The organism is Devosia sp. ZB163, assembly GCF_028613635.1.
In the GTDB taxonomy this organism is placed as follows: domain Bacteria; phylum Pseudomonadota; class Alphaproteobacteria; order Rhizobiales; family Devosiaceae; genus Devosia_A.
The window spans coordinates 374493-394057 of the sequence record NZ_JAQRMY010000003.1; the positions used below are offsets into that span (position 1 = coordinate 374493).

The following is a 19565-nucleotide window of genomic DNA, read 5'->3' on the forward strand; positions in this document are numbered from 1 at the left end:
CCCGGCCATCACCCCACTGCCGCATTCACCCCGTCGACTATCGCGATATATGGCGAGTCCGAGGTGACGATCCGGGTCGTCAACGACACCGGTGAAACGTCTTTCGGGTCGTTGTCGATCAATTCGTTGCCGCCGCTACCAGATGGTCGGGAGTTCGTCAGCGGTCCACATATCCGCGACTGCGGGTCACTCGACGAACTGCCGTCCGGTTCCTCCTGCGAGATGACGGCAACTGTCATAGGATATAGCCTAGGCAGTCTTGACTGGCCGGGCATCGGCAGCGGTGAAGGCTATGGCCGCCCCGCTGGTCGTCTACATCCCACCAAAGAAGCTGAGCACCGGCTTCTCGGGCTTGGACGGCTCCGGCGCCCTTGGTTCCGTCGCCACCGGCCTCAGCTGGCAAAGCCCGGGCGCCCTGAGCCTTGACGGCGGGCTGCTGTTCAACATCGACGGTAGTGGGGAGACTTTCGTCGGGGCACGCGTCGGAAGTTCCACGCGCTTCTGACCAACATGACAGAACCTCAGTTCGCACCATCATTGAGGGCAAGTCGTCCATCTCCGCTGTGGTGTGGTCGGCTGCGTCGCCTCTCATCTTGAGTGGTGCATGCCACTGCATATTCGAGCTGCGTAGGTAGGTCAGCAAGGACACGACGCCCCTCGCGCTGCTCCAAGGCGACTGCTGGAGGCCGTCGCTGCGGCTGGATTGCATCTGGCTTGGGGCAACAGCCGCATCGCTTCCCCCATTGACGCCGTCCTGCCTTGGGGAGTATCTGCCCGTCTCAGGACACCTTGCCCTAACGCAAGGCTTTCGACCTGGGAGGGTCGCCATGGCTGATATGCCCCTGACTGCGCCGGCAGTGAAACCGGCTAACCCCAATTTTTCGTCGGGCCCCTGTGCCAAGCGTCCTGGTTGGACGGTGGATGTGCTTGCCAACGCGCTCGTTGGCCGCTCGCACCGCGCCAAGCCGGCAAAGCAGCGCATCGAGAAGGCCATCCAGCTCACCCGTGAGCTGCTGGAGGTCCCGGCCGACTATCTGATCGGCATCGTCCCCGCGTCCGATACCGGCGCCGTCGAGATGGCGCTGTGGTCGATGCTCGGCGCCCGCGGCGTCGACATGCTGGCCTGGGAATCGTTCGGCGAGGGCTGGGTCACCGACGTCCAGAAGCAGCTCAAGCTCGACAACGTCCGCACGCTCAAGGCTCCGTACGGCGAGCTGCCGGACCTCTCGACCGTCAACTTCGACAACGACGTGGTCTTCACCTGGAACGGCACAACCTCGGGCGTGCGCGTCCCGAATGCCGACTGGATCCCGGCCGACCGCAAGGGCCTCACCATCTGCGACGCGACTTCGGCCGCCTTCGCGCAGAACCTCGATTTTTCGAAGCTCGATGTCGTGACCTTCTCCTGGCAGAAGGCGCTCGGCGGTGAAGCCGCTCACGGCGTGCTGATCCTCTCGCCCCGCGCTGTCGAGCGGCTCGAGACCTACAAGCCGGCCTGGCCGCTGCCCAAGATCTTCCGCATGACCAAGGGCGGCAAGCTCATGGCCGATATCTTCGAGGGCGCCACCATCAACACCGTCTCGATGCTCTGCATCGAGGACGCGGTCGATGCGATGGAGTGGGGCAAGACCGTGGGTGGGCTCAAGGGCATGCAGGCCCGGGCCGACGCCAACTACAAGGTGCTGGCCGACTGGGTCGCCAAGTCCGACTGGGCGGCGTTCCTCGCCAAGAACGAAGCCGAGCGCTCGAACACCTCGATCTGCCTCGTCATCAAGGACCCGGCAATCACGGCGCTCAGCGACGACGCACAGGCGGCCTTCGCCAAGGCGATCGTCTCCCGCCTCGACAAGGCCGGCGTCGCCTATGACATCGGCGGCTATCGCGATGCTCCGACGGGCCTCAGGATCTGGGCCGGCTCCACGGTCGACACCGCGAACCTCGCGGCGCTGACCCCGTGGCTGGACTATGCCTTCGCCGCCGAGAAGGCCGCGCTGGCGCAGGCCGCCGCCTAAGCATCGATGCTTCAGCCGCCCCGGTGGGGCGGCTTCTTCCCCCACAGTTTCATGCGGTCTGAGGCCAAGCCCGGAGCCGCAACATCATGGAGGGCGACATGCCCAAGGTTCTCGTTTCGGACAAGCTGTCGAAGACCGCCGTCCAGATCTTCAAGGACAACAATATCGACGTCGACTACCTGCCCGATCTCGGCAAGGACAAGGACAAGCTGTTCGAGGTCATCGGCCAGTATGACGGCCTCGCGATCCGCTCGGCCACCAAGGTCACCGAGAAGATTCTCAGCGCTGCCAAGAACCTGAAGGTCATCGGCCGCGCCGGCATCGGCGTCGACAATGTCGATATCCCGGCCGCCACCAAGGCCGGCATCATCGTGATGAACACGCCGTTCGGCAACTCGATCACCACGGCCGAGCACGCCATTGCCATGATGATGGCGCTGGCCCGCCAGCTCCCCGAAGCCGACGCCTCGACCAAGGCGTCGAAGTGGGAAAAGAACCGCTTCATGGGCGTCGAGGTCACCAACAAGACTCTCGGCCTCATCGGCGCCGGCAATATCGGCTCGATCGTCGCCGACCGGGCGCAGGGCCTCAAGATGAAGGTCGTGGCGTTCGATCCGTTCCTGACGCCCGAGCGCGCCCAGGCGATCGGCGTGGAGAAGGTCGACCTCGACGAGCTCTTGAAGCGCGCCGACTTCATCACGCTGCACACGCCGCTGATCGATGCGACCCGCAACATCATCAATGCCGACGCCATCGCCAAGATGAAGGACGGCGTGCGCATCATCAACTGCGCCCGCGGTGGCCTCGTCGACGAAGCGGCGCTCTACGATGCGCTGAAGTCGGGCAAGGTCGCGGGCGCGGCGTTCGACGTCTTCGTCGAGGAACCGGCTGAGAACAACCCGCTGTTCGAGCTCGCCAACTTCATCGCCACCCCGCACCTCGGCGCCTCGACCACCGAAGCGCAGGAGAACGTGGCGCTGCAGGTAGCCGAGCAGATTTCGGCCTATCTCAACACCGGCGAGATCACCAACGCGCTGAACTTCCCCTCGATCACCGCCGAGGAAGCGCCGCGCCTCACCCCGTGGGTGCGCCTCGCCGAAGCGCTGGGCTCGTTCGCCGGCCAGCTGACCGAGACCTCGATCAAGGGTATCCGGATCGAGTACGAGGGCAATGTCGCCGCGCTCAACACCAAGCCGATGACGGCGGCCGCGATCAACGGCGTGCTGAAGCCGCAGGTGGCCGAGGTGAACATGGTTTCGGCCCCGCAGATCGCCAAGGATCGCGGCATCAATGTCGAGATCATCACCCGCGACCAGCAGGGCGCCTATGAAGGCTACATCCGCCTCACGGTGATCACCGAGCGGCAGGAGCGGGGCCTTGCCGGCACGATCTTTGCCAACGGCAAGCCGCGCATCATCCAGGTCAAGGGCATCAACATGGATGCCGAGCTGACCCCGGCGATGCTCTACGTCACCAACGAGGACAAGCCGGGCCATATCGGCCGCCTCGGCACTCTGCTCGGCAACCTCGGCATCAACATCGCCAACTTCAACCTCGGCCGGGCCGAGGTGGGTGGCGATGCCATCGCGCTGCTCTCGATCGACGGTTCGGTCACGGCCGATCAGCTCAACGAGATCGCGGCCCTGCCCGGCGTGCGCCAGGCCAAGGCACTGGCTTTCCAGTAAGCGAACGAGGCGCCGGCAGCAGCAATGCCGGCGCCTCTTCTCCTCTCGGGCAGGCTGGACGCTCGTCACGATCCCAGCGCGATTATGAGGTCCCCCGCCCAAGGGGAAACTCAGGCCGTGGTGCGCAGGCCGATCCTGCCGAGGCCGATCCACTGCATGGCTGCCAGCGCAGCCACCGCGACAGCCTGGACGATGACGAAGCCGACTCCGAACATGGTGAGAGGCAGCACGCCTGGCACCAGCACAATGGCACTGCCGATCACCCACACGCAGTTGATCAGGACGATCAGCATGGTGGGCCCGCGCGGCGTCTCGCGCTGAGCGGCAACCCAGGCAATGAAAGCGCCAAGTGCCAGCAGGAACAGCCCGAGAGGCATAGATATGGCGGCTGGGATGCCTGTGAGGCTGGCGACGAGTTCGCCGCCGGCGACAAGCAGCAGCCCGCCGGCAAGGCCTCCTGCAGCATCCACGACAAGGGCGAGGCGGGTGAGGTTCATTTCATTTCTCCGTCGGGTTCGTGATTGACGGCGACACATTTCTACCTCCCGCTTCCTCGTCTCAACTAACGCAGAGGTAATTGAACCGGCGGTGCGACCGGATAGGGTTCGGCTCATGACACATGCACAGGCCACAGCCTCCGACCGCTCCATCGGCGACTACATCCGCGACTGGCGGCAGCACCGGCGCTTCAGTCAGCTGGCGCTGGCACTCGAGATCGAGCTTAGCCAGAAGCACCTGAGCTTTATCGAAAGCGGCCGATCGATCCCGAGCCGCGAGGTGGTGCTGCGCATCGCCTCGGGCCTGTCGGTCCCGCTGCGCATACGCAACCTGATGCTGCTCGCCGCGGGCTACGCTCCCGTCTATCCCGAGCGGCGGCTCGATCACCCCGATCTCGCCCCGGCACGCGCCGCAGTCGACCTGGTGCTGAAGGCGTATGAGCCGTACCTGGCGATCGCCGTCGATCGCAGCTGGAACCTGGTGTCGGCGAACGCGGCGGTGGCGCCGTTTCTTGCGCAGGTCACCAATCCCGAGCTGCTGCAGGAGCCGATAAACGTACTTCGCCTCAGCCTTCATCCGGAGGGTCTGGGCCGGTTGATCGTCAACTACGACGAGTGGGCACGCGACCTGTTGCGGCGGGTTGCGGCACAACTCGAAGCAAGCGGCGATCCGGCGATCGCCGATCTGCTCGGCGAATTGCGCGATCTCTCCGGCATTGCCGCCGGCCATGAGGGTCGCGACGAGCATGGCGGCGTGTTCGTGCCGATGAAGGTGCGGTTCGGCGACGCGATCGCGAGCTTCATCTCCACCACGACCGTGTTCGGCACGCCCACCGAGATCACCCTCAGCGAGCTGGTGATCGAGGCGTTCCTCCCGGCGGATGCAGAGACGGCGGCGTTGCTAGCGGCAGTGGCGGGGTGATCAGGTTGCAGCATTCGGGCAGTGGCCACCCCCACCCTTACGCCGGCTTCCACTCGTAGTAAGCGATCGGATCACCGAAGATCGGGTGGAGTTCGTCCCGCAGGTGCATCAGCCCGTGCTTCTCGTAGAACCGTCGCGCCGGCATGTTGCCGGTGCGGGTGAACAGCGCGAAGCCGCCGGGCATCTGGGCCTTGGCGGCATCGAGCAGGACGAGGCCGAGGCCCATGCCGCGCGCTTCGGGATGCATGAACAACTGGTCGAGAACGCCGGCCGCCGGCTTGATGGCCAGGAAGCCGATGAGTTCCGCGCCGGCTAAAGCCACCGTCACCTGCCACCCGGCCTCGATCTCGACATCCACCCGTGCCCTCAACCGGTCGAGTGTCGGCATCGCAGCCGGGCCGACCCCCGGCAAGCTGGCACTCATGTGCCAGATCGCAGCGATCGCGTCGTAGTCGGTCGGTGTCGCCGGACGGAGCAGGATCTCAGTCATGCTGCGCGCCGTGCGCTCCACTCGGCCAGCACGATGCCGGCGGCGACCATTATCGCGGCAACGAGGTGGAAGGGCTGCAGCGCTTCGCCGAGCACGATCACCGATCCGACCGTGCCGAACAGCGGGATCAGGTTGACGAACAGGCTGGCGCGGTTGGAGCCGATCAGTTCGACGCCGCGGACATAGAGCATCTGCGAGATCACCGAGGGGAAGATCACCGTGTAGGCGGCAATCATCCAGCCCTGCATGTCGATGGCGGCGAGGTTGGCGGGGAGGTTCGCCGTGCCGTTGCCGAGTGTCCCCTGGTAGGCGAGCGAAGCGATGATCGCGCCGGTGCAGGTCGCGGCGAGAAAGCTCATCCAGTGGGTCTGTGGCCTCCAGCGCAGCGCGATCGAATAAATGGCGTAGGCGAAGCATGCGAGGATCACGAGGAGATCGCCGAAGTTCACCTCGAGCGTCAGTATGCGGCTGAGGTCGCCATGTGTCGCGATGATCGCAACGCCCAGAATGGTGACAAGAACGCCCAGCAACTGCAGGCTGCTGACGCGCGTGCGGAACAGCGCGAAGTTGAGGATGATGACGAAGATGTTGACCGCCACCTGCTCGAGCGAGGTGTTGACGCCCGACGTGTAGTAGGCGGCGACGTAGACGAGCACGTTGAAGGTGGCAAAGCCGACGGCGCCATAGAAGAGATAGAGCCACCACTTGGCGCGGATCACCGGCCAGTCGCGCTTCAGCGGTCCGATGGCGAAGGGCAGTACCAGCAGCAGCGCGCCGGTCCAGCGCAGGATCATCAGCGAGTGCGCATCGATGTGCCCGACGGCCAGCTTGCCGGCGACGACATTGCCGCCCCAGAAAAGGGTAGTGAGGACGAGGATGAGGTAGGGCCGGTCCATCAGCGCAAGCGAGGACTGCGCCGGAGCGGGGGAGGTGGTCATTGGCATCGTCTGGTATGAGGCCAGCCGCCACCGAAGCGGCGGCCGATCGAAAGCGCGACCTTATTCAGGCCGATCGGGTTCCGCCAGTCAGGCCGGTGGGATGTTCTGGTTCAGCCTGAACAGGTTCTGAGGGTCATACTGGCGCTTGACCTGTCTGAGCCGGTCCCATGTCGCACCGGGATAGGCGGCGCGAACGCGTTCCGGACCTTCGTCGCCGACGAAGTTCACGTACACACCGTCATCGCCCTGGTGCAGCGCCTCGGCGAAGTCGCCGACCCAGCGCTGCTTGACCGGTTTGTCGGCCTCGCCGGCATAGAAGGCCGCAACGTTGATCATGATCGGGCTCTTGCGGTGGGCGTAGGCCGTCGCGTCGGGGGAGACGCGGCTGAGGGCGCCGCCGAGCACCCGGATCTGGCAGACGCGGAGCGGCGCGTCCGACTCCTCGAGATAGCCGATGATCGTCTGCGCCTCGTCGCGGCCGATCTGCCTCGTCATCAGGTTCAGCGACACCGCCGTCGGGTGGTAGTCCGGGTCCTCCGGCGGATACATGCCGGCATAAGGCCCTGGCTTCACGAAGTCGGCGATCGGCGTCGCGAGGGCGCGGAACGGGGCGAGGGCGCGCTGGGCCGCGTCGTCGTCGCCGGCAAAGGCCATCATCCCCATGATCACCATCTTGCCGTGCGCCTCGGCGGGCAGGAACGGCATGGGTGGCGCGGGCATGACATTGGCGATGGTCGACAACTCCTCGGGGGCCTCGGCCGCCGCCTTGGCGAAGCCGGCGATGGTCTCCGGAGTTGCAGGTAGCAGCAGCATGCCACCGGTGAAGGCCGGGAGCGGGTGGAGCCTGAACTGCAGCTTCGTCACCACGCCGAAGTTGCCACCGCCACCGCGCAGCGCCCAGAACAGGTCCGGGTGGCTGGCTTCGTCGACCAGCAGCACCTCGCCGTTCGCGGTGACGATCTCCACCGCAAGCAGGGAGTCGATCGAAAGACCGTGCTTGCGGGAGAGGTAGCCGACACCCCCGCCCAGCGTGATGCCGCTGAGGCCTACGGTTCCGGCATCGCCGAAGCCGACGATGAGCTGGTGTTCGGCAAGGGCCTCGGTGAGTTCGACCGCCGTAGTGCCGGCCCCCGCCCATACGGTCCGTGCGGCTGGGTCGATGTCGATGCTCTTGAGGTTGCGCACATCGATGACGAGGCCGCCATCGGTGGTCGAGTGGCCGGCGGCGCTGTGGCCGCCGCTGCGGACAGCGAGTTCGAGCCCGTTGTCGCGGGCGTGGGCAATCGCTGCGATGACATCGTCGGTGTCGGCAACCCGCAGGATTGCGGCGGGGCGCTTGTCGAGGCCGCCGTACAAGACGGTCCGGGTTTTTTCGTAGTCCGGATGATCGGGTGCAATCACGGCGCCGGTGATGTCGGCAGGTAGTCGGGTGGTGGTCGCGGCAGTCGAGGTGAGGGGCATAGGAATAGCCTTGGTTCTCGGGTTGTCGCGCTGGGCTGCGGTAACATGGGTGTGACCATGTGTGATTTCAATGCGTGCGTCTTGACCTGCGATGTTTCACGTAACATATGAAGTTACATGAAACGAGACAGCCGCCTTTCCACCGTCCTCCACGTCCTCCTGCACATGGCCGATCCAAGCGGTCCGGTGCGGTCCGATGTCATGGCCAGGGCGGCGAACACCAATCCGGTGGTCATCCGCCGCACCATGGCCGGCCTCAAGCAAGCGGGCTTCGTGCGCTCGGAGAAGGGCCATGGTGGTGGTTGGGAGCTCAACTGCGACCTCGACAAGGTGACCTTGCGCGACATCTACCTCGCGCTGGGTTCGCCCACGTTGCTCGCCATGGGCAACCGCACGGAGTCGCCGGGCTGTCTCGTCGAGCAGGCCGTCAACCGCGCGCTGGGCCAAACCTTCGATGAGGCCGAGGCCCTGATCCTCGAACGCTTCGGCGGGGTGACCCTGGCCCAGCTGGCAGCCGATATCCGCGGCAACCACAAGCACCAGGAACACACACATGCTTCATGACGCCATCGTCATCGGCGGCAGCTTCGCCGGCCTCTCCGCCGCAACCTACATCGCCCGCGGACGACGGACGGTCGCCATCATCGACACCGGATTGCCGCGCAACCGGTTCGCTGCCCACTCACACGGCTTCCTCGGGCAGGACGGCAGCGAGCCGGGCGCCATCCTTGTCACGGCGCGGGCGCAGGTCGAAGCCTATCCGACCGTCAGCTTCATCAGCGGCGAGGCCATCTCCGTTTCAGGCGCGCGCGACGGCTTCGTCGTGAAGCTCGCCGACGGCACCGAGGTGGAAGGTCGGCGCATCGTTCTCGCCTTCGGCGTCTCCGACAGCCTGCCGGACCTGCCGGGTCTCCGCGAGCGCTGGGGCAACTCGGTGATCCACTGCCCCTATTGCCACGGCTTCGAGTTCAGCGGGCAGCAACTGGGCGTCCTCAACATGCACCCGCGCTCGAGCCATCAGGTGCAGTTGATCTCCGAATGGGGCCCGACGACGTTCTATCTCAACGGGGGCGAGATCGCCGACGATGCCCGCGGGGAACTCGAAAAGCGCGGCGTCGCGATCGAGTCGCGTCCCGTCACCGCACTCCACGGCGAGGGCAAGAGCCTCTCCGCCATCGAGTTCGCCGACGGCACGGAGCGGGCGATCGATGCGCTCTATATCGGCGCACCGACGCGCCTCAACAGCTCGATCGCAGCCGAACTCGGATGCGCGATGGAGGAGGGGCAGGTCGGCCCGTTCATCAGGACCGATGGCATGAAGATGACCAGCGTGCCGGGCGTCTACGCCGCCGGCGACATCACACGGGCCATGCACAATGTCACATTTGCGGCATCAGACGGAGTAATGGCGGGCGTCGCAGTGCACGCGTCCTTGATCTTCTAAGTGCCGGGCTGCGACGCATCGGCGTTTGTCATTCGCCCCCCTTTGCTCTAAAGCACGTCCGCAACTGCTGCGGACTGCCCTTTTGTTGCGTCCGCCGGCAGCTTGCAGCGACATCGGAGCAGAACCTTAGCAGCTCCCGGCAAGAGGCCGGCGGGCTGCCGATTCCTGAGGGGCATCAAGCGCATGGCAAATGTGATCGTCGTCGGCAGCCAGTGGGGTGACGAAGGCAAGGGCAAGATCGTCGACTGGCTGAGCGAACGGGCCGACGTGGTCGTGCGCTACCAGGGCGGGCACAATGCCGGCCACACGCTGGTGATCGACGGGACCAGCTACAAGCTGGCGCTGCTGCCCTCGGGCGTCGTGCGCGGCAAGCTCAGCGTCATCGGCAACGGTGTCGTCGTCGATCCGCACCACTTCGTCGCCGAGGTCGAGAAAATCGGCGCACAGGGCATCGAGATCACTCCCGAAGTGCTGAAGATCGCCGACAATGCGCCGCTGATCCTCAGCCTCCACCGCGAGCTCGACGCCGTGCGCGAGAGCGGCAATTCCGGGCTCAAGATCGGCACCACGCGCCGCGGCATCGGCCCGGCCTACGAGGACAAGGTGGGCCGCCGCGCCATCCGCGTCTGCGATCTGGCCGAGCCCGAGACGCTGATGCCCAAGATCGAGCGCCTCCTCTCCCACCACAACGCGCTGCGCCGCGGCATGGGCCTCGCCGAGCTGTCGGCGGAGTCCCTCTACAACGAGTTGACCGAGGTCGCCGGCAAGATCCTGCCCTATGTCGATCAGGTCTGGCGCCTGCTCGACGACAAGCGGCGCGCTGGCGCACGGATACTGTTCGAAGGCGCACAGGGGGCGCTGCTCGACAACGATCACGGCACCTATCCGTTCGTCACGTCGTCGAACACCGTCGCCGGCCAGGCGTCGGCCGGCTCGGGCCTTGGCCCTACGGCGATCGGCTATGTTCTCGGTATCACAAAGGCTTACACGACGCGCGTGGGCGAGGGGCCGTTCCCGTGCGAGCTCGATGACGAGATCGGACGGCACCTTTCGACCGTCGGCCGCGAGGTCGGCGTGAACACCGGACGGCCCCGGCGCTGCGGCTGGTTCGATTCCGTACTTGTCCGACAGACCGTGAGAACATCGGGGATAAACGGCATCGCGCTCACCAAACTGGATGTTCTCGATGGCCTCAAAGAGCTCAAAGTATGTGTGGGCTATGAGCTGGACGGTCAAAAAATTGACTACTTGCCTGCCTCAATGGGGGCACAAGCTGCTGTTAAGCCGATCTACGAAACCCTTGAGGGGTGGTCGGAGACAACAGCTGGGGCAAGAAGCTGGTCTGAACTCCCGGCCCAAGCGGTGAAGTACGTTCGGTACATCGAGGAACTGATCGGGGCACCGGTAGCCATGCTGTCCACGAGCCCCGAACGTCTGGATACCATTCTGGTGCAGGACCCGTTCCAAGACTGAGAATTTTTCGTTAGAACAGGCCCTAAAATTATGGATGTCGTTTAGCGAATGGCGGACTACAAAGAGCTGTTGCGCAGGGCCGTAGAGGCGCTGCCCGAGAATAACGGAGCGGCGCGTCGCGCGGTCTACGAGAAGGCACGCGCCGCGCTCGTGGGGCAGTTGCGCGCCATCAATCCGCCTCTCGCAGCTCGCGACATCACCGCGCACCGTCTCCAGCTCGAAGATTGCATCCGTCAGGTCGAGCAGGAAGCCAGCGAGGCCGTTATCGCCGGCCTCGGCTCGGGCAAGGAAGACAATCCGCCCCCGCCGCCGGTCTATTTCGAGCCCCCGGCCAAGAAGGCTGCGCCCGCCGTGGCGCGTCCTGTCGCCAAGGCGGCGCCGGCTCCCGTCAAGGAGCCGCCCAGGCCGCTGCCGCCGGGCGGCACGATCGAGGAGATCATCGCTGCGGCCAATGCCGAGCAGACCCAGCCCCAGGCCGACCAGTCGCGCCAGATCGTGCGCGCCGACGCCAAGCCGATGGGCAAGCCCGTGCCCAAGCTCGTCCCTTCGAGCCGGCCGCAGATTGCCGCTCCCGTCATCCACGCTGCACACGCAGAGGATGAGGTAGAGGAAGAGGCGCCGCGCGCGCCCGTTCGTCCGAACAGCGGCGGTCGTCCGCTGCCGTCGATCGTCGCACGCGCCGAAGCCGCCAAGAGCCGTACCGGTAACGCCGCCTTCGGCGCACCCATCGGTGGCCCGGCCCGTGGCCCGGTACTCGAGCCGCGCCGTGACATTGCCGCTCCCCGGCTTGAGCCGGCCGCCCGCAACGGTCAGGCAACCGCCCGCCAGCTCGAATCCGACCCGGTTGCCCTGTTCGAGGAGCCGCCGATCGCTGCCGCCATGTCGGCCGTGCGTGAAGTCGAAGTCGAGCCCGCTCCGGCGGATCCGCAGGGTGCGATCGATCGCGCCATCGCGACGCTCGACCGCGAGGCGCGTGGCGATGCTGATCTCGACGAGGGCCTGAATGCCTTCGACACCGAGGACGATGGTGACGAGGAGCCCGCGCACGTCAACGGTTTCGCGCCCTCCGTTCTCAAGGCCGACGCACCTTCGCGCCCGTTGCAGGGCAAGACGGCAAAGGCCACTGATTTCGCCCGCGATGCTCGTGCTCCGCGCAAGCGCGAGGCCGAGCCCCGGATCCCCCGTGCGCGCCAGGAAGATGACCGGCGCGGCCTCGGGGCCGTGACCATTTTCCTCATCGTGTTTGCGGTCCTGCTCGTTGGCGCCGGTGGCGCCGGCTTCTGGGCCTGGCGTGAGGGCTTTATCGATCTCGATGCCATGTTCGGGCGTGCGCCCACGACCGAGCAGGTTGCCACCGCTCCGGCTACTCCGGCCGAGACGACCGCCGAGGGTCCGGCGACGGGGCCGGGCAACACCGATACGCCCGCAGAAGCCGCGGCTCCGAAGGTCGAGCTCGAGCGCCTTGGCGCCGATCCTGCCGCTGCTGCCGCGCCTGCTGCCGAAACCGCGGCGCTGCCGCTGGTCGAACCCAGTTCCGAACGGCTCGGGGCCGAGCCCACTCCGGCTGCCGCCGCCTCTGCCGAGCAGGCGGTCGCGGCCGTCGATCCGGCTAACCTTGCCGGCAGCCAGTCGCTGCTGCTCGAGGCCTCCGACAGCGGTACCACGGGCGCCGTCCCGTTCTCGGGCACGGTCGAGTGGAGCCAGGGGACCGACGAGATGGGCCTGCCCACTCTGGTCGGCAAGGCAAACATCCCGGCGCGCAACCTCGCCGTTGACGTGCTCATCCGCAAGAACTCCGACAGCAGCCTGCCGGCCAGCCACCTGATGGAAGTCAACTTCCGGGTGACCGACAGCTTCATCGGCGGTTCGATCGCGGGGCTCCCGGGCGTTCTGCTCAAGAACGAAGAACTGGTGCAGGGCACGCCGCTGGTCGGTGCTTCGGCCCGGGTCGTCGGCAACTCGTTCCTGTTTGCGCTCAGTGCCACGCCGGCCGATATCACGGCCAACTCGGCCCTGCTTACCTCGCGCAAGTGGATGGACCTCGCCCTGATCTACGCGACGGGCAAGCGCGCCATCATCACGCTCGAGAAGGACGCGACCGCAGAGAAGATGTTCGCCGACGTGGTGGCCGAGTGGAACAAGCAGGTCGCCGCACAGGCCAACTGATCGCGTGAAACAGAATCATCGAAACGCCCGGGCCCCAGGTCCGGGCGTTTTTGCTTTGTGGGGACCGCTGTTCACCGGCTGTGCCACATCGCCCCCTCGCCCCTCTGGGGAGAGGGCCGGGGTGAGGGGCGCCAAGCGCACCGATGGCGGCCCCTCACCCAGACCTCACGCCTCTGGGAAGAGGCGACGCGCCTTGCACCGCCATACGCCCAACGACTAAAGCTGCTTCAACACCCGCGAAAGGCGTCGCGCAGGGCGTCGAGGTCGTCGAAGCCAATATCGCTGAGCCGCGCCGAGAGCCGGACGGCGCGCTGAACGTTCTCGAACATCTTCCGCCCCTCGGGGGAGCGGGCTGGGCTGGCTTCGGTCATAGCGCGGGTCCGGTGGAATCGATGGTAAGCCCATGCCGCCGGCTTGGCGTGCGCCTTATGTCTCGAACAGCATTCCGTCGCGCAGCTGGTAGCGCCGCGCTGCCAGTGCCTCGACGTCGTCCACGTGGTGGCTGACCAGCAGGGTGATCCAGCCGTGCCGCGCGGTGAGCGCCTTCACCAGCGAGCGGATGGTGGTTCGCGTCTCGTCGTCGAGAGCGGAGAACGGCTCGTCGAGCAGCAGCACCGGCCGGTCACGGAGCAGGGTGCGGGCGAGCGCGACGCGCTGCCTCTCGCCGCCCGACAGGGTATCGGCCCGTTGCCCGAGCACATCGGGGAGGCCCACTTCGGTGAGGGCGGCGCTGATGAGCTGGTGCTTTTCGTCCCGCGGCTTGCCGCGGGGCAGGCCGAGTTCGAGGTTGTGGCCGGCAGAGAGGTGGTCGAACAGGGTCTCGGACTGGAACAGGATGGAGACCGGCCGTTCCTCCGGCTGGAGGCGGAGGAGGTCGATGCCGTCCAGTGTCAGCGTGCCGGCCGAGGGTTCGAGGAAACCGGCGACGAGGTCCAGCAGCGTCGACTTGCCGGCGCCGCTCTGGCCGCTGATGGCGGTGACCTCGCCCGGACGCGCCGAGAAGCTCAGGTCGAAGCGGCGGGTCGCGCCGGGATGCGTATAGGTCAGGTGGGAGGCTTCAAGCATCGGTCAGCTTTCCAACCAGCTTCGGCAACAGCACGAAGGCGGTGATAGTGAGGACGAGCATCAGCGCGGCGATGGCGGCGGCGTCATTGCTGCGATAGGCGCCGAGGGCCCGGTACATGAGGAGCGGCAGCGTCGCGAAGTCCTCGGTGCCGAACAGGGCGATGACGCCGAGATCCCCAAGCGAGAAGCAGAAGCTCAGGGCGAGGACGACGCCGATATCGCGTCCGATCAGCGGCCACTCGACCGCACGGAACTGCTGCCAGCCCGTCAATCCGAGCGAACGGATCAGGCGGCCGCGCTTCTCCGCGATAGCGTCGAGCGGCGGAGCCAGGGTCGCGAGCGCGAAGGGCAGCGACAGCAGCGCGTTGGCGCAGAGCACCACGACCGGAGCCGCCGTCTCGGGCAGCAGTCCGGCGTTGCGGACGAGGAGGAACGCGCCGAGCGAGAGAACAACCGCGGGCACCGCGAGGTAGGCGTAGGCAGGAGCGCCGATGCTGATCCGCAGCAGCGGGGCCCGGGTGGCAGCCCGTCCAAGACCCACGCCAAGGGCGAGAGTCAGCGTCAGAAGCGCCGATCCGGTGCCGATAGCGAGACTGGTGCCGAGCGCCCGCCAGAAGCTGGCCCGGCTCATCACATCCGCGATGCCAGGACCGATACCATCGATCAGGATGGCGACGAGCGGCATGGCGAAACCGACGATACCGAATGCGAGCACCGCCCACTGCAATGCCCGGGTGAGGCCGTGGTCGCGCCAGCGCGGCGGCGCCGAGGCCCCTGTGCTGGCGGAGACGGGAGCGAAAGCTGCGGCAGCGAGAATGATGCTGCTGCAGATGCCGATCTGGACCAGCGCCAGCGTCACCGCGCCCTGGAGGTCGAAGTCGAGCCGGACGGCCGCATAGATCGCGACTTCGAGCGTCTGGTTCGCCGGACCGCCGCCGAGGAGGAGGACGATCGGGAAGCTCGTGAAGGCGAGGAGGAAAATGATGGCGGCGAGACCGGGGAGCGACGAGGCCAGCATCGGCCAGTCGATCACCCGGAAGCGCGTCCATGGGCTCAGCGCCAGGCTTTGTCCCGTCTTCAGCCGCCGCTCGGGAATGGCGTCGAGCCGCGCGAGGAGGATGCGGGCGGCAAAGGCGCCGTCGAGGATGACGTGGGCGGCAAGGATGCCGCCGAGGCCGAAGATGGGGACCTCGAACGAGTGACCGGTCAGCGCCAGCGCAGTCTGGTTGATCCAGCCGGAGCGGCCCCACACGGCGAGCAGTCCGAAAGCGACGATCAGTCCCGGCGTGACGATGGCCGAGGCGAAGAGCCCGACGATCAGGTCGCGGCCAGGGAAGCGCAGGCGGTTCAGCGCCCAGGCGATCGCCGTGCCGACGAGCAGCGACAGCACGGTGGTGAGCCCGGCCTGGATGCTGGTCATCCCGACGAGATGCAGGACGTCGACACGGGAGGATTGCGCCGCAGCACCCGCCGCGGTCGTGAAAATCGCGTAGAGCACCGCCACCACCAGAGTGGCGATGGCGGTGGCGATGGCCGCCCCGGCGAAAAGCCGGAGCGGGCGGTTGGGCAGGGTGCGGCTATTGAAGGGCGGCGAGAGCAGCATCGACCCAGGCCCGACCATTGGCAGCAAGCGTCGCTTCGTCGATCGGAAGCACCTTGTCGGGCGGCGTGCCGAACGCCGCCGGCAGCTCGTCGCCGATGTCGATGACCGGGTACATCCAGTTGGTGGTCGGGATGATCTTCTGCGCCTCAGGCGTCATGAGATAGGCGAGGAACGCCTTGCCGAGGTCGGGCTGGTCCGAGCTCTTGAGAATGCCGGCAACCTCGACCTGCGCCACGTAGCCCTCGGAGAAGGGGGCGTAGGCGTAGTTGTCCTTCTGCTCGGCAATGGCGTGGTAGGCGGGCGAGGTGGTGTAGCTCAGCACCATGTCGGCCTGGCCGTCGAGGAAGAGGCCATAGGCCTCGCTCCAGCCGCGCGTCATGGTCAGCACATGCGGCTTCAATCCCTTCCAGATCTCGGGGGCGCGATCGCCGTAGGCCGCTTGAATCCACAGCACGTGGCCGAGGCCGGGAGTGGACGAACGCGGGTCCTGGATCACGACCTTGAAGCTGTCGGGCAGTGCGATCAGTTCCTCGAACGAGGTCGGCGGATTTGGCGTCTTCGCCTTGTCATAGACATAGGCGAAATAGCCGTAGTCGAAGGGGATGAACTCGGGATCGCTCCAGGGCAGGACGAGGCCTTCGGGCGTCAGTCCGTGCGGCGCGAAGAGGCCGGTGGCGCGGGCCTCGCCGGAGGTTGCGGTATCGAGGCCGAGGACGACGTCTGCCTTGGTCGCTGTACCCTCGAGCTGCACCTTCCTCAAGTTCGAGATCGCGTCCTCGGAGGTCGTGAACGCGATGGTGCAGTTGCAGGTCTTTTCGAAGCCGGCCTTGAGTAGCGGCCCCGGGCCCCACTCGGAGGCAAAGCCGTCATAGGTGTAGACGTCGAGGACCGGCTTGTCCTCAGCGAGGGCAGGTGAAGCGGTGGCGCAGATAACTGCCGCCAACGCGAAGAGCTTGAACGAACGCATGTCGTTCCCTTCGGTTTGCGGCCATGTGGATTGAAGGGCACGTGCATGGATCGGACGCCTGGGCGCCCTTGCCATCTCGAACTTCCTCCGCCAGCATGACCTGGTTCAGGTTCAATGGGTAACTCTCAGCTCCGGATCAACCGGAACACCCCAGCGAGACGCCCTGAGACATAGACAGAGTTTCCCCTCCGTGCAAGCACATGCCCCTCAGCCTTCCGTCGCTGTGTTCGACGACCTTCTCGTCGTCGTGGGCGGTGGAACTGTCGACAACGACCTGATCCAGGAGCTCTACGCCTCGGGCGGGCATCTGGTGGGCGCCGATGGCGGCGCCGACCAGATCGTTGCGGCCGGGCTCAAGCCTGAACTGATCGTGGGCGATTTCGACTCGCTCAAGAACCCGCACTCGTGGCTGGGCAAGACGCGGCTCATGCAGATCAGCGAGCAGATGACCACCGACTTCGAGAAGGCGCTCTACTCGACCCGCGCCCCCGTGACGGTGGCGCTGGGCATGACCGGGCGGCGCTTCGACCATACGCTGGCCGCGCTCGACGCGGTCGCCAAGTACGCGCATCGCCGCCGCATCGTGCTGGTCGACGAGCAGGACATCGCGCTGGGCCTGACCGAGACGTTTTCGTTCAAGGTCGAGCCGGGCGAGCGCGTGTCGCTCCATCCGCTGATGCCGGTGACCTTCTGGCGCTCGGACGGGCTCAAGTACCCGCTGGATGCGGTCAAGCTCGCGCCCGGCGTGCGCACCGGAACTTCGAACGAAGCCCTGAGCGGCCCGTTCACCGTGGTGCCGGAAGAGGGGGTGCATGCGCCCTATCTGCTCATCCTGCCGCGCAAGTACCTGGCGTCGCTGATCGCCAAGCTGCTGCTCGAAAAGCGGTAGCTGTTCGTCGCGGTCACACTGCAGATGAATCCGGCAAGTAACTGCGGGGCCATCCAAATTCCGCCAACATCGTTCTTCATCCCCGCCGGCATAACTTGGGGCATATCGTGAAAGCATTGTTTTTGGCGCTGGTGCTGGCGCTTGCCGGTGTTTCGGCGGGCCGGGCCGAGGTGGTTTGTACGCTCATGGTGGATGCGGGCAGCGGTGCGGTCCGCCTGCAGGAGGGCGGCGGGTGCGAGGTGCCAGCCGCGCCGGCCTCGACCTTCAAGGTGCCGCTGGCGGTGATGGGGTTCGACGCCGGCGTGCTCGCCTCGCGCACCGAGCCGGCCTGGCCGTACAAGGAGGAGTATCGAGCCCAGCGGCCGCGGTGGCGGGTGACCATAACGCCCGAGAGCTGGGTGCATGAATCGGTGCTGTGGTACTCGCGCGAGCTGGTGCAGCGCCTGGGGGCCAGCAAGTTCGCCCGCTATGTCGCAGCCTTCGACTATGGCAATGCCGATGTCAGCGGCGACCCGCGCCGCAACAACGGCCTGACCCATTCGTGGCTCAACTCGTCGCTGAAAATCACGCCGGCCGGGCAGGTGCAGTTCTTCCGCCGGATGCTGGCGGGCGAGCTACCGGTCACGGCCGAGGCGCATCGGCTGACCATGGACGTCATGCCGAAGTTCCTCGCCGGGCGCTGGATGGTCTGGGGCAAGACCGGCACGTACTACGAGCGCCACGGCGATGGTTCGACCAACACCAATCGCCAGTACGGCTGGTTCGTGGGCTGGGCGGAGCAGGGCAAGGAGCGACTGGTCTTTGCCTACCTGATCCACGACACCAAGAAGATCGGCACCCCCGCGGGCCCGCGGGCGCGCGACGCGCTGCTGGCGCGCTTTTCCAAGCTCGGCTGAGCCCGGAAACAAAAAGGCCGCCCGGAGGCGGCCTTTCTTTATCGTGCTGACAATCGCTACAGCGCCGCTTCGCGGGTCTTGGCGTGGGCGGCCTTCTGAACGGCCTCCTGCACCTTCTCGAACGCGCGCACCTCGATCTGGCGGATGCGCTCGCGGCTGACATTGTATTCCTGAGCCAGCTGTTCGAGCGTGGCCGGATCGTCGCGCAGGCGGCGGGCCTGGAAGATGGCCTTCTCGCGCTCGTTCAGGTCCTGCATGGCGTTGTTGAGCAACCCCATGCGCTCGCTGAACTCCTCGGACTCGCCGAGCGTCGTCTCCTGGTCAGGCGAGTCGTCGGTAAGCCAGTCCTGCCACTCGGAGGCGCCTTCGTCGGCGCGCATCGGCGCGTTGAGCGAAGCGTCGCCGGAGAGCCGCTGGTTCATCGACACGACGTCGGCTTCGGTGACGTTGAGCGTGGTCGCGATCTGCTTGATCTGGTCGGGGTGCAGGTTGCCGTCATCGAGGGCGGCGATCTGCCCCTTGATCTTGCGCAGGTTGAAGAACAGGCGCTTCTGCGCGGCCGTGGTGCCGATCTTCACGAGGCTCCACGAGCGCAGCACATATTCCTGGATGGCAGCGCGAATCCACCACATCGCGTAGGTCGCGAGGCGGAATCCCTTCTCGGGCTCGAAGCGCTTGACCGCGTGCATGAGGCCGACATTGCCCTCCGAGATCACCTCGGAGATGGGCAGGCCATAGCCACGGTAGCCCATGGCAATCTTGGCCACGAGCCGCAGATGGGACGTGATAAGTCTCTGGGCCGCAGAAGGATCCTCATGCTCGCGATAGCGCTTGGCGAGCATGTATTCTTCGTTGGGCTCCAGCATCGGAAACTTGCGAATTTCCTGGAGATAGCGGCTGAGGCCACCCTCGGCCGACAGCACAGGCAGATTAGTCTGGGCCATGATGCACCCTCGTCTTTCCCCCGTCGTCACGGGCAGATGTCAGCCCGCATCCAGTCCGGCATGTGGGCTGACTGTCTTGATTATATAGGTCGAAAACGAGCTTTGATAAGACC

General features: G+C 66.1%; 19 protein-coding genes and 1 riboswitch. Of the genes, 10 read left to right on the plus strand and 9 right to left on the minus strand.

What is annotated here, in order from left to right; genetic code table 11:
- Nucleotides 1–292 precede the first annotated feature (292 nt).
- The 3 genes from PRN20_RS15710 (at nucleotide 293) to serA (ending at nucleotide 3697) form a co-directional block, all read left to right on the plus strand.
- Complete coding sequence (locus tag PRN20_RS15710; protein WP_273958488.1) at nucleotides 293–505, plus strand: hypothetical protein; 213 nt, start codon at nucleotides 293–295, stop codon at nucleotides 503–505.
- Nucleotides 506–836: 331 nt separating this feature from the next.
- Entirely contained in the window at nucleotides 837–2012 is a 1176-nt protein-coding gene (locus PRN20_RS15715; protein ID WP_443112584.1) for a phosphoserine transaminase, read from the plus strand.
- Between the two features lie 98 nt (nucleotides 2013–2110).
- Complete coding sequence (gene serA, locus PRN20_RS15720) at nucleotides 2111–3697, plus strand: phosphoglycerate dehydrogenase (protein WP_273958490.1); 1587 nt, start codon at nucleotides 2111–2113, stop codon at nucleotides 3695–3697.
- A gap of 110 nt (nucleotides 3698–3807) precedes the next feature.
- On the opposite strand, the gene PRN20_RS15725 is transcribed toward serA, so the two are convergent.
- Nucleotides 3808–4194 carry a hypothetical protein gene (locus PRN20_RS15725; RefSeq protein ID WP_273958491.1) on the minus strand — a complete coding sequence of 129 codons (387 nt, stop codon included), beginning with the start codon at nucleotides 4192–4194 and terminating at the stop codon, nucleotides 3808–3810.
- Nucleotides 4195–4309: 115 nt separating this feature from the next.
- On the opposite strand from PRN20_RS15725, the gene PRN20_RS15730 reads away from it, so the two are divergent.
- Nucleotides 4310–5116 carry a helix-turn-helix domain-containing protein gene (locus tag PRN20_RS15730; RefSeq protein WP_273958492.1) on the plus strand — a complete coding sequence of 269 codons (807 nt, stop codon included), beginning with the start codon at nucleotides 4310–4312 and terminating at the stop codon, nucleotides 5114–5116.
- Nucleotides 5117–5153: 37 nt separating this feature from the next.
- Here the strand turns inward: PRN20_RS15730 and PRN20_RS15735 are convergent, their stop codons facing one another.
- The 3 genes from PRN20_RS15735 to PRN20_RS15745 all read right to left on the minus strand — a co-directional run bounded on the left by PRN20_RS15735 (nucleotide 5154) and on the right by PRN20_RS15745 (nucleotide 8005).
- Nucleotides 5154–5606 (minus strand): GNAT family N-acetyltransferase, encoded by a 453-nt coding sequence (locus tag PRN20_RS15735; protein ID WP_273958493.1) that lies wholly within the window; start codon nucleotides 5604–5606, stop codon nucleotides 5154–5156.
- Complete coding sequence (locus PRN20_RS15740; RefSeq protein WP_273958494.1) at nucleotides 5603–6544, minus strand: DMT family transporter; 942 nt, start codon at nucleotides 6542–6544, stop codon at nucleotides 5603–5605. The genes PRN20_RS15735 and PRN20_RS15740 overlap by 4 nt, the downstream gene beginning before the upstream one ends.
- A gap of 87 nt (nucleotides 6545–6631) precedes the next feature.
- A complete protein-coding gene (locus tag PRN20_RS15745; RefSeq protein ID WP_273958495.1) occupies nucleotides 6632–8005 on the minus strand; it encodes an FAD-binding oxidoreductase in 1374 nt (457 codons plus the stop codon).
- A gap of 117 nt (nucleotides 8006–8122) precedes the next feature.
- Between PRN20_RS15745 and PRN20_RS15750 the strand changes: the two genes are divergently transcribed.
- The 4 genes from PRN20_RS15750 (at nucleotide 8123) to PRN20_RS15765 (ending at nucleotide 13088) form a co-directional block, all read left to right on the plus strand.
- Nucleotides 8123–8569: an Rrf2 family transcriptional regulator gene (locus PRN20_RS15750; RefSeq protein ID WP_273958496.1), complete on the plus strand. Its 447-nt coding sequence runs from the start codon at nucleotides 8123–8125 to the stop codon at nucleotides 8567–8569.
- Nucleotides 8559–9449, plus strand: coding sequence for an NAD(P)/FAD-dependent oxidoreductase (locus PRN20_RS15755; protein ID WP_273958497.1), 891 nt, complete (start codon nucleotides 8559–8561; stop codon nucleotides 9447–9449). Before PRN20_RS15750 ends, PRN20_RS15755 begins: the two co-directional genes overlap by 11 nt.
- Nucleotides 9450–9632: 183 nt before the next feature.
- Nucleotides 9633–10922, plus strand: coding sequence for an adenylosuccinate synthase (locus tag PRN20_RS15760; RefSeq protein ID WP_273958498.1), 1290 nt, complete (start codon nucleotides 9633–9635; stop codon nucleotides 10920–10922).
- 48 nt (nucleotides 10923–10970) lie between these two features.
- Nucleotides 10971–13088, plus strand: a complete 2118-nt coding sequence (locus PRN20_RS15765) for a hypothetical protein (RefSeq protein WP_273958499.1) — start codon at nucleotides 10971–10973, stop codon at nucleotides 13086–13088.
- Nucleotides 13089–13315: 227 nt separating this feature from the next.
- Here the strand turns inward: PRN20_RS15765 and PRN20_RS15770 are convergent, their stop codons facing one another.
- The 4 genes from PRN20_RS15770 to thiB are packed head-to-tail and all read right to left on the minus strand — an operon-like array spanning nucleotide 13316 to nucleotide 16723.
- Nucleotides 13316–13459, minus strand: a complete 144-nt coding sequence (locus PRN20_RS15770) for a hypothetical protein (RefSeq protein WP_273958500.1) — start codon at nucleotides 13457–13459, stop codon at nucleotides 13316–13318.
- Nucleotides 13460–13514: 55 nt separating this feature from the next.
- Entirely contained in the window at nucleotides 13515–14153 is a 639-nt protein-coding gene (locus tag PRN20_RS15775; RefSeq protein ID WP_273958501.1) for an ATP-binding cassette domain-containing protein, read from the minus strand.
- Nucleotides 14146–15756: a hypothetical protein gene (locus PRN20_RS15780; RefSeq protein ID WP_273958502.1), complete on the minus strand. Its 1611-nt coding sequence runs from the start codon at nucleotides 15754–15756 to the stop codon at nucleotides 14146–14148. The genes PRN20_RS15775 and PRN20_RS15780 overlap by 8 nt, the downstream gene beginning before the upstream one ends.
- Entirely contained in the window at nucleotides 15731–16723 is a 993-nt protein-coding gene (thiB, locus tag PRN20_RS15785; RefSeq protein WP_273958503.1) for a thiamine ABC transporter substrate binding subunit, read from the minus strand. Before thiB ends, PRN20_RS15780 begins: the two co-directional genes overlap by 26 nt.
- A gap of 65 nt (nucleotides 16724–16788) precedes the next feature.
- A riboswitch (TPP riboswitch) is annotated at nucleotides 16789–16886 on the minus strand.
- 27 nt (nucleotides 16887–16913) lie between these two features.
- On the opposite strand from thiB, the gene PRN20_RS15790 reads away from it, so the two are divergent.
- Both PRN20_RS15790 and blaOXA read left to right on the plus strand, forming a co-directional pair.
- Entirely contained in the window at nucleotides 16914–17612 is a 699-nt protein-coding gene (locus PRN20_RS15790) for a thiamine diphosphokinase (RefSeq protein ID WP_273958504.1), read from the plus strand.
- A gap of 104 nt (nucleotides 17613–17716) precedes the next feature.
- Complete coding sequence (blaOXA, locus tag PRN20_RS15795; protein ID WP_443112585.1) at nucleotides 17717–18508, plus strand: class D beta-lactamase; 792 nt, start codon at nucleotides 17717–17719, stop codon at nucleotides 18506–18508.
- 56 nt (nucleotides 18509–18564) lie between these two features.
- Here the strand turns inward: blaOXA and rpoH are convergent, their stop codons facing one another.
- On the minus strand, nucleotides 18565–19452 hold the full coding sequence (gene rpoH / locus PRN20_RS15800; RefSeq protein ID WP_273958506.1) for an RNA polymerase sigma factor RpoH: 888 nt from the start codon (nucleotides 19450–19452) through the stop codon (nucleotides 18565–18567).
- Nucleotides 19453–19565: the final 113 nt, after the last annotated feature.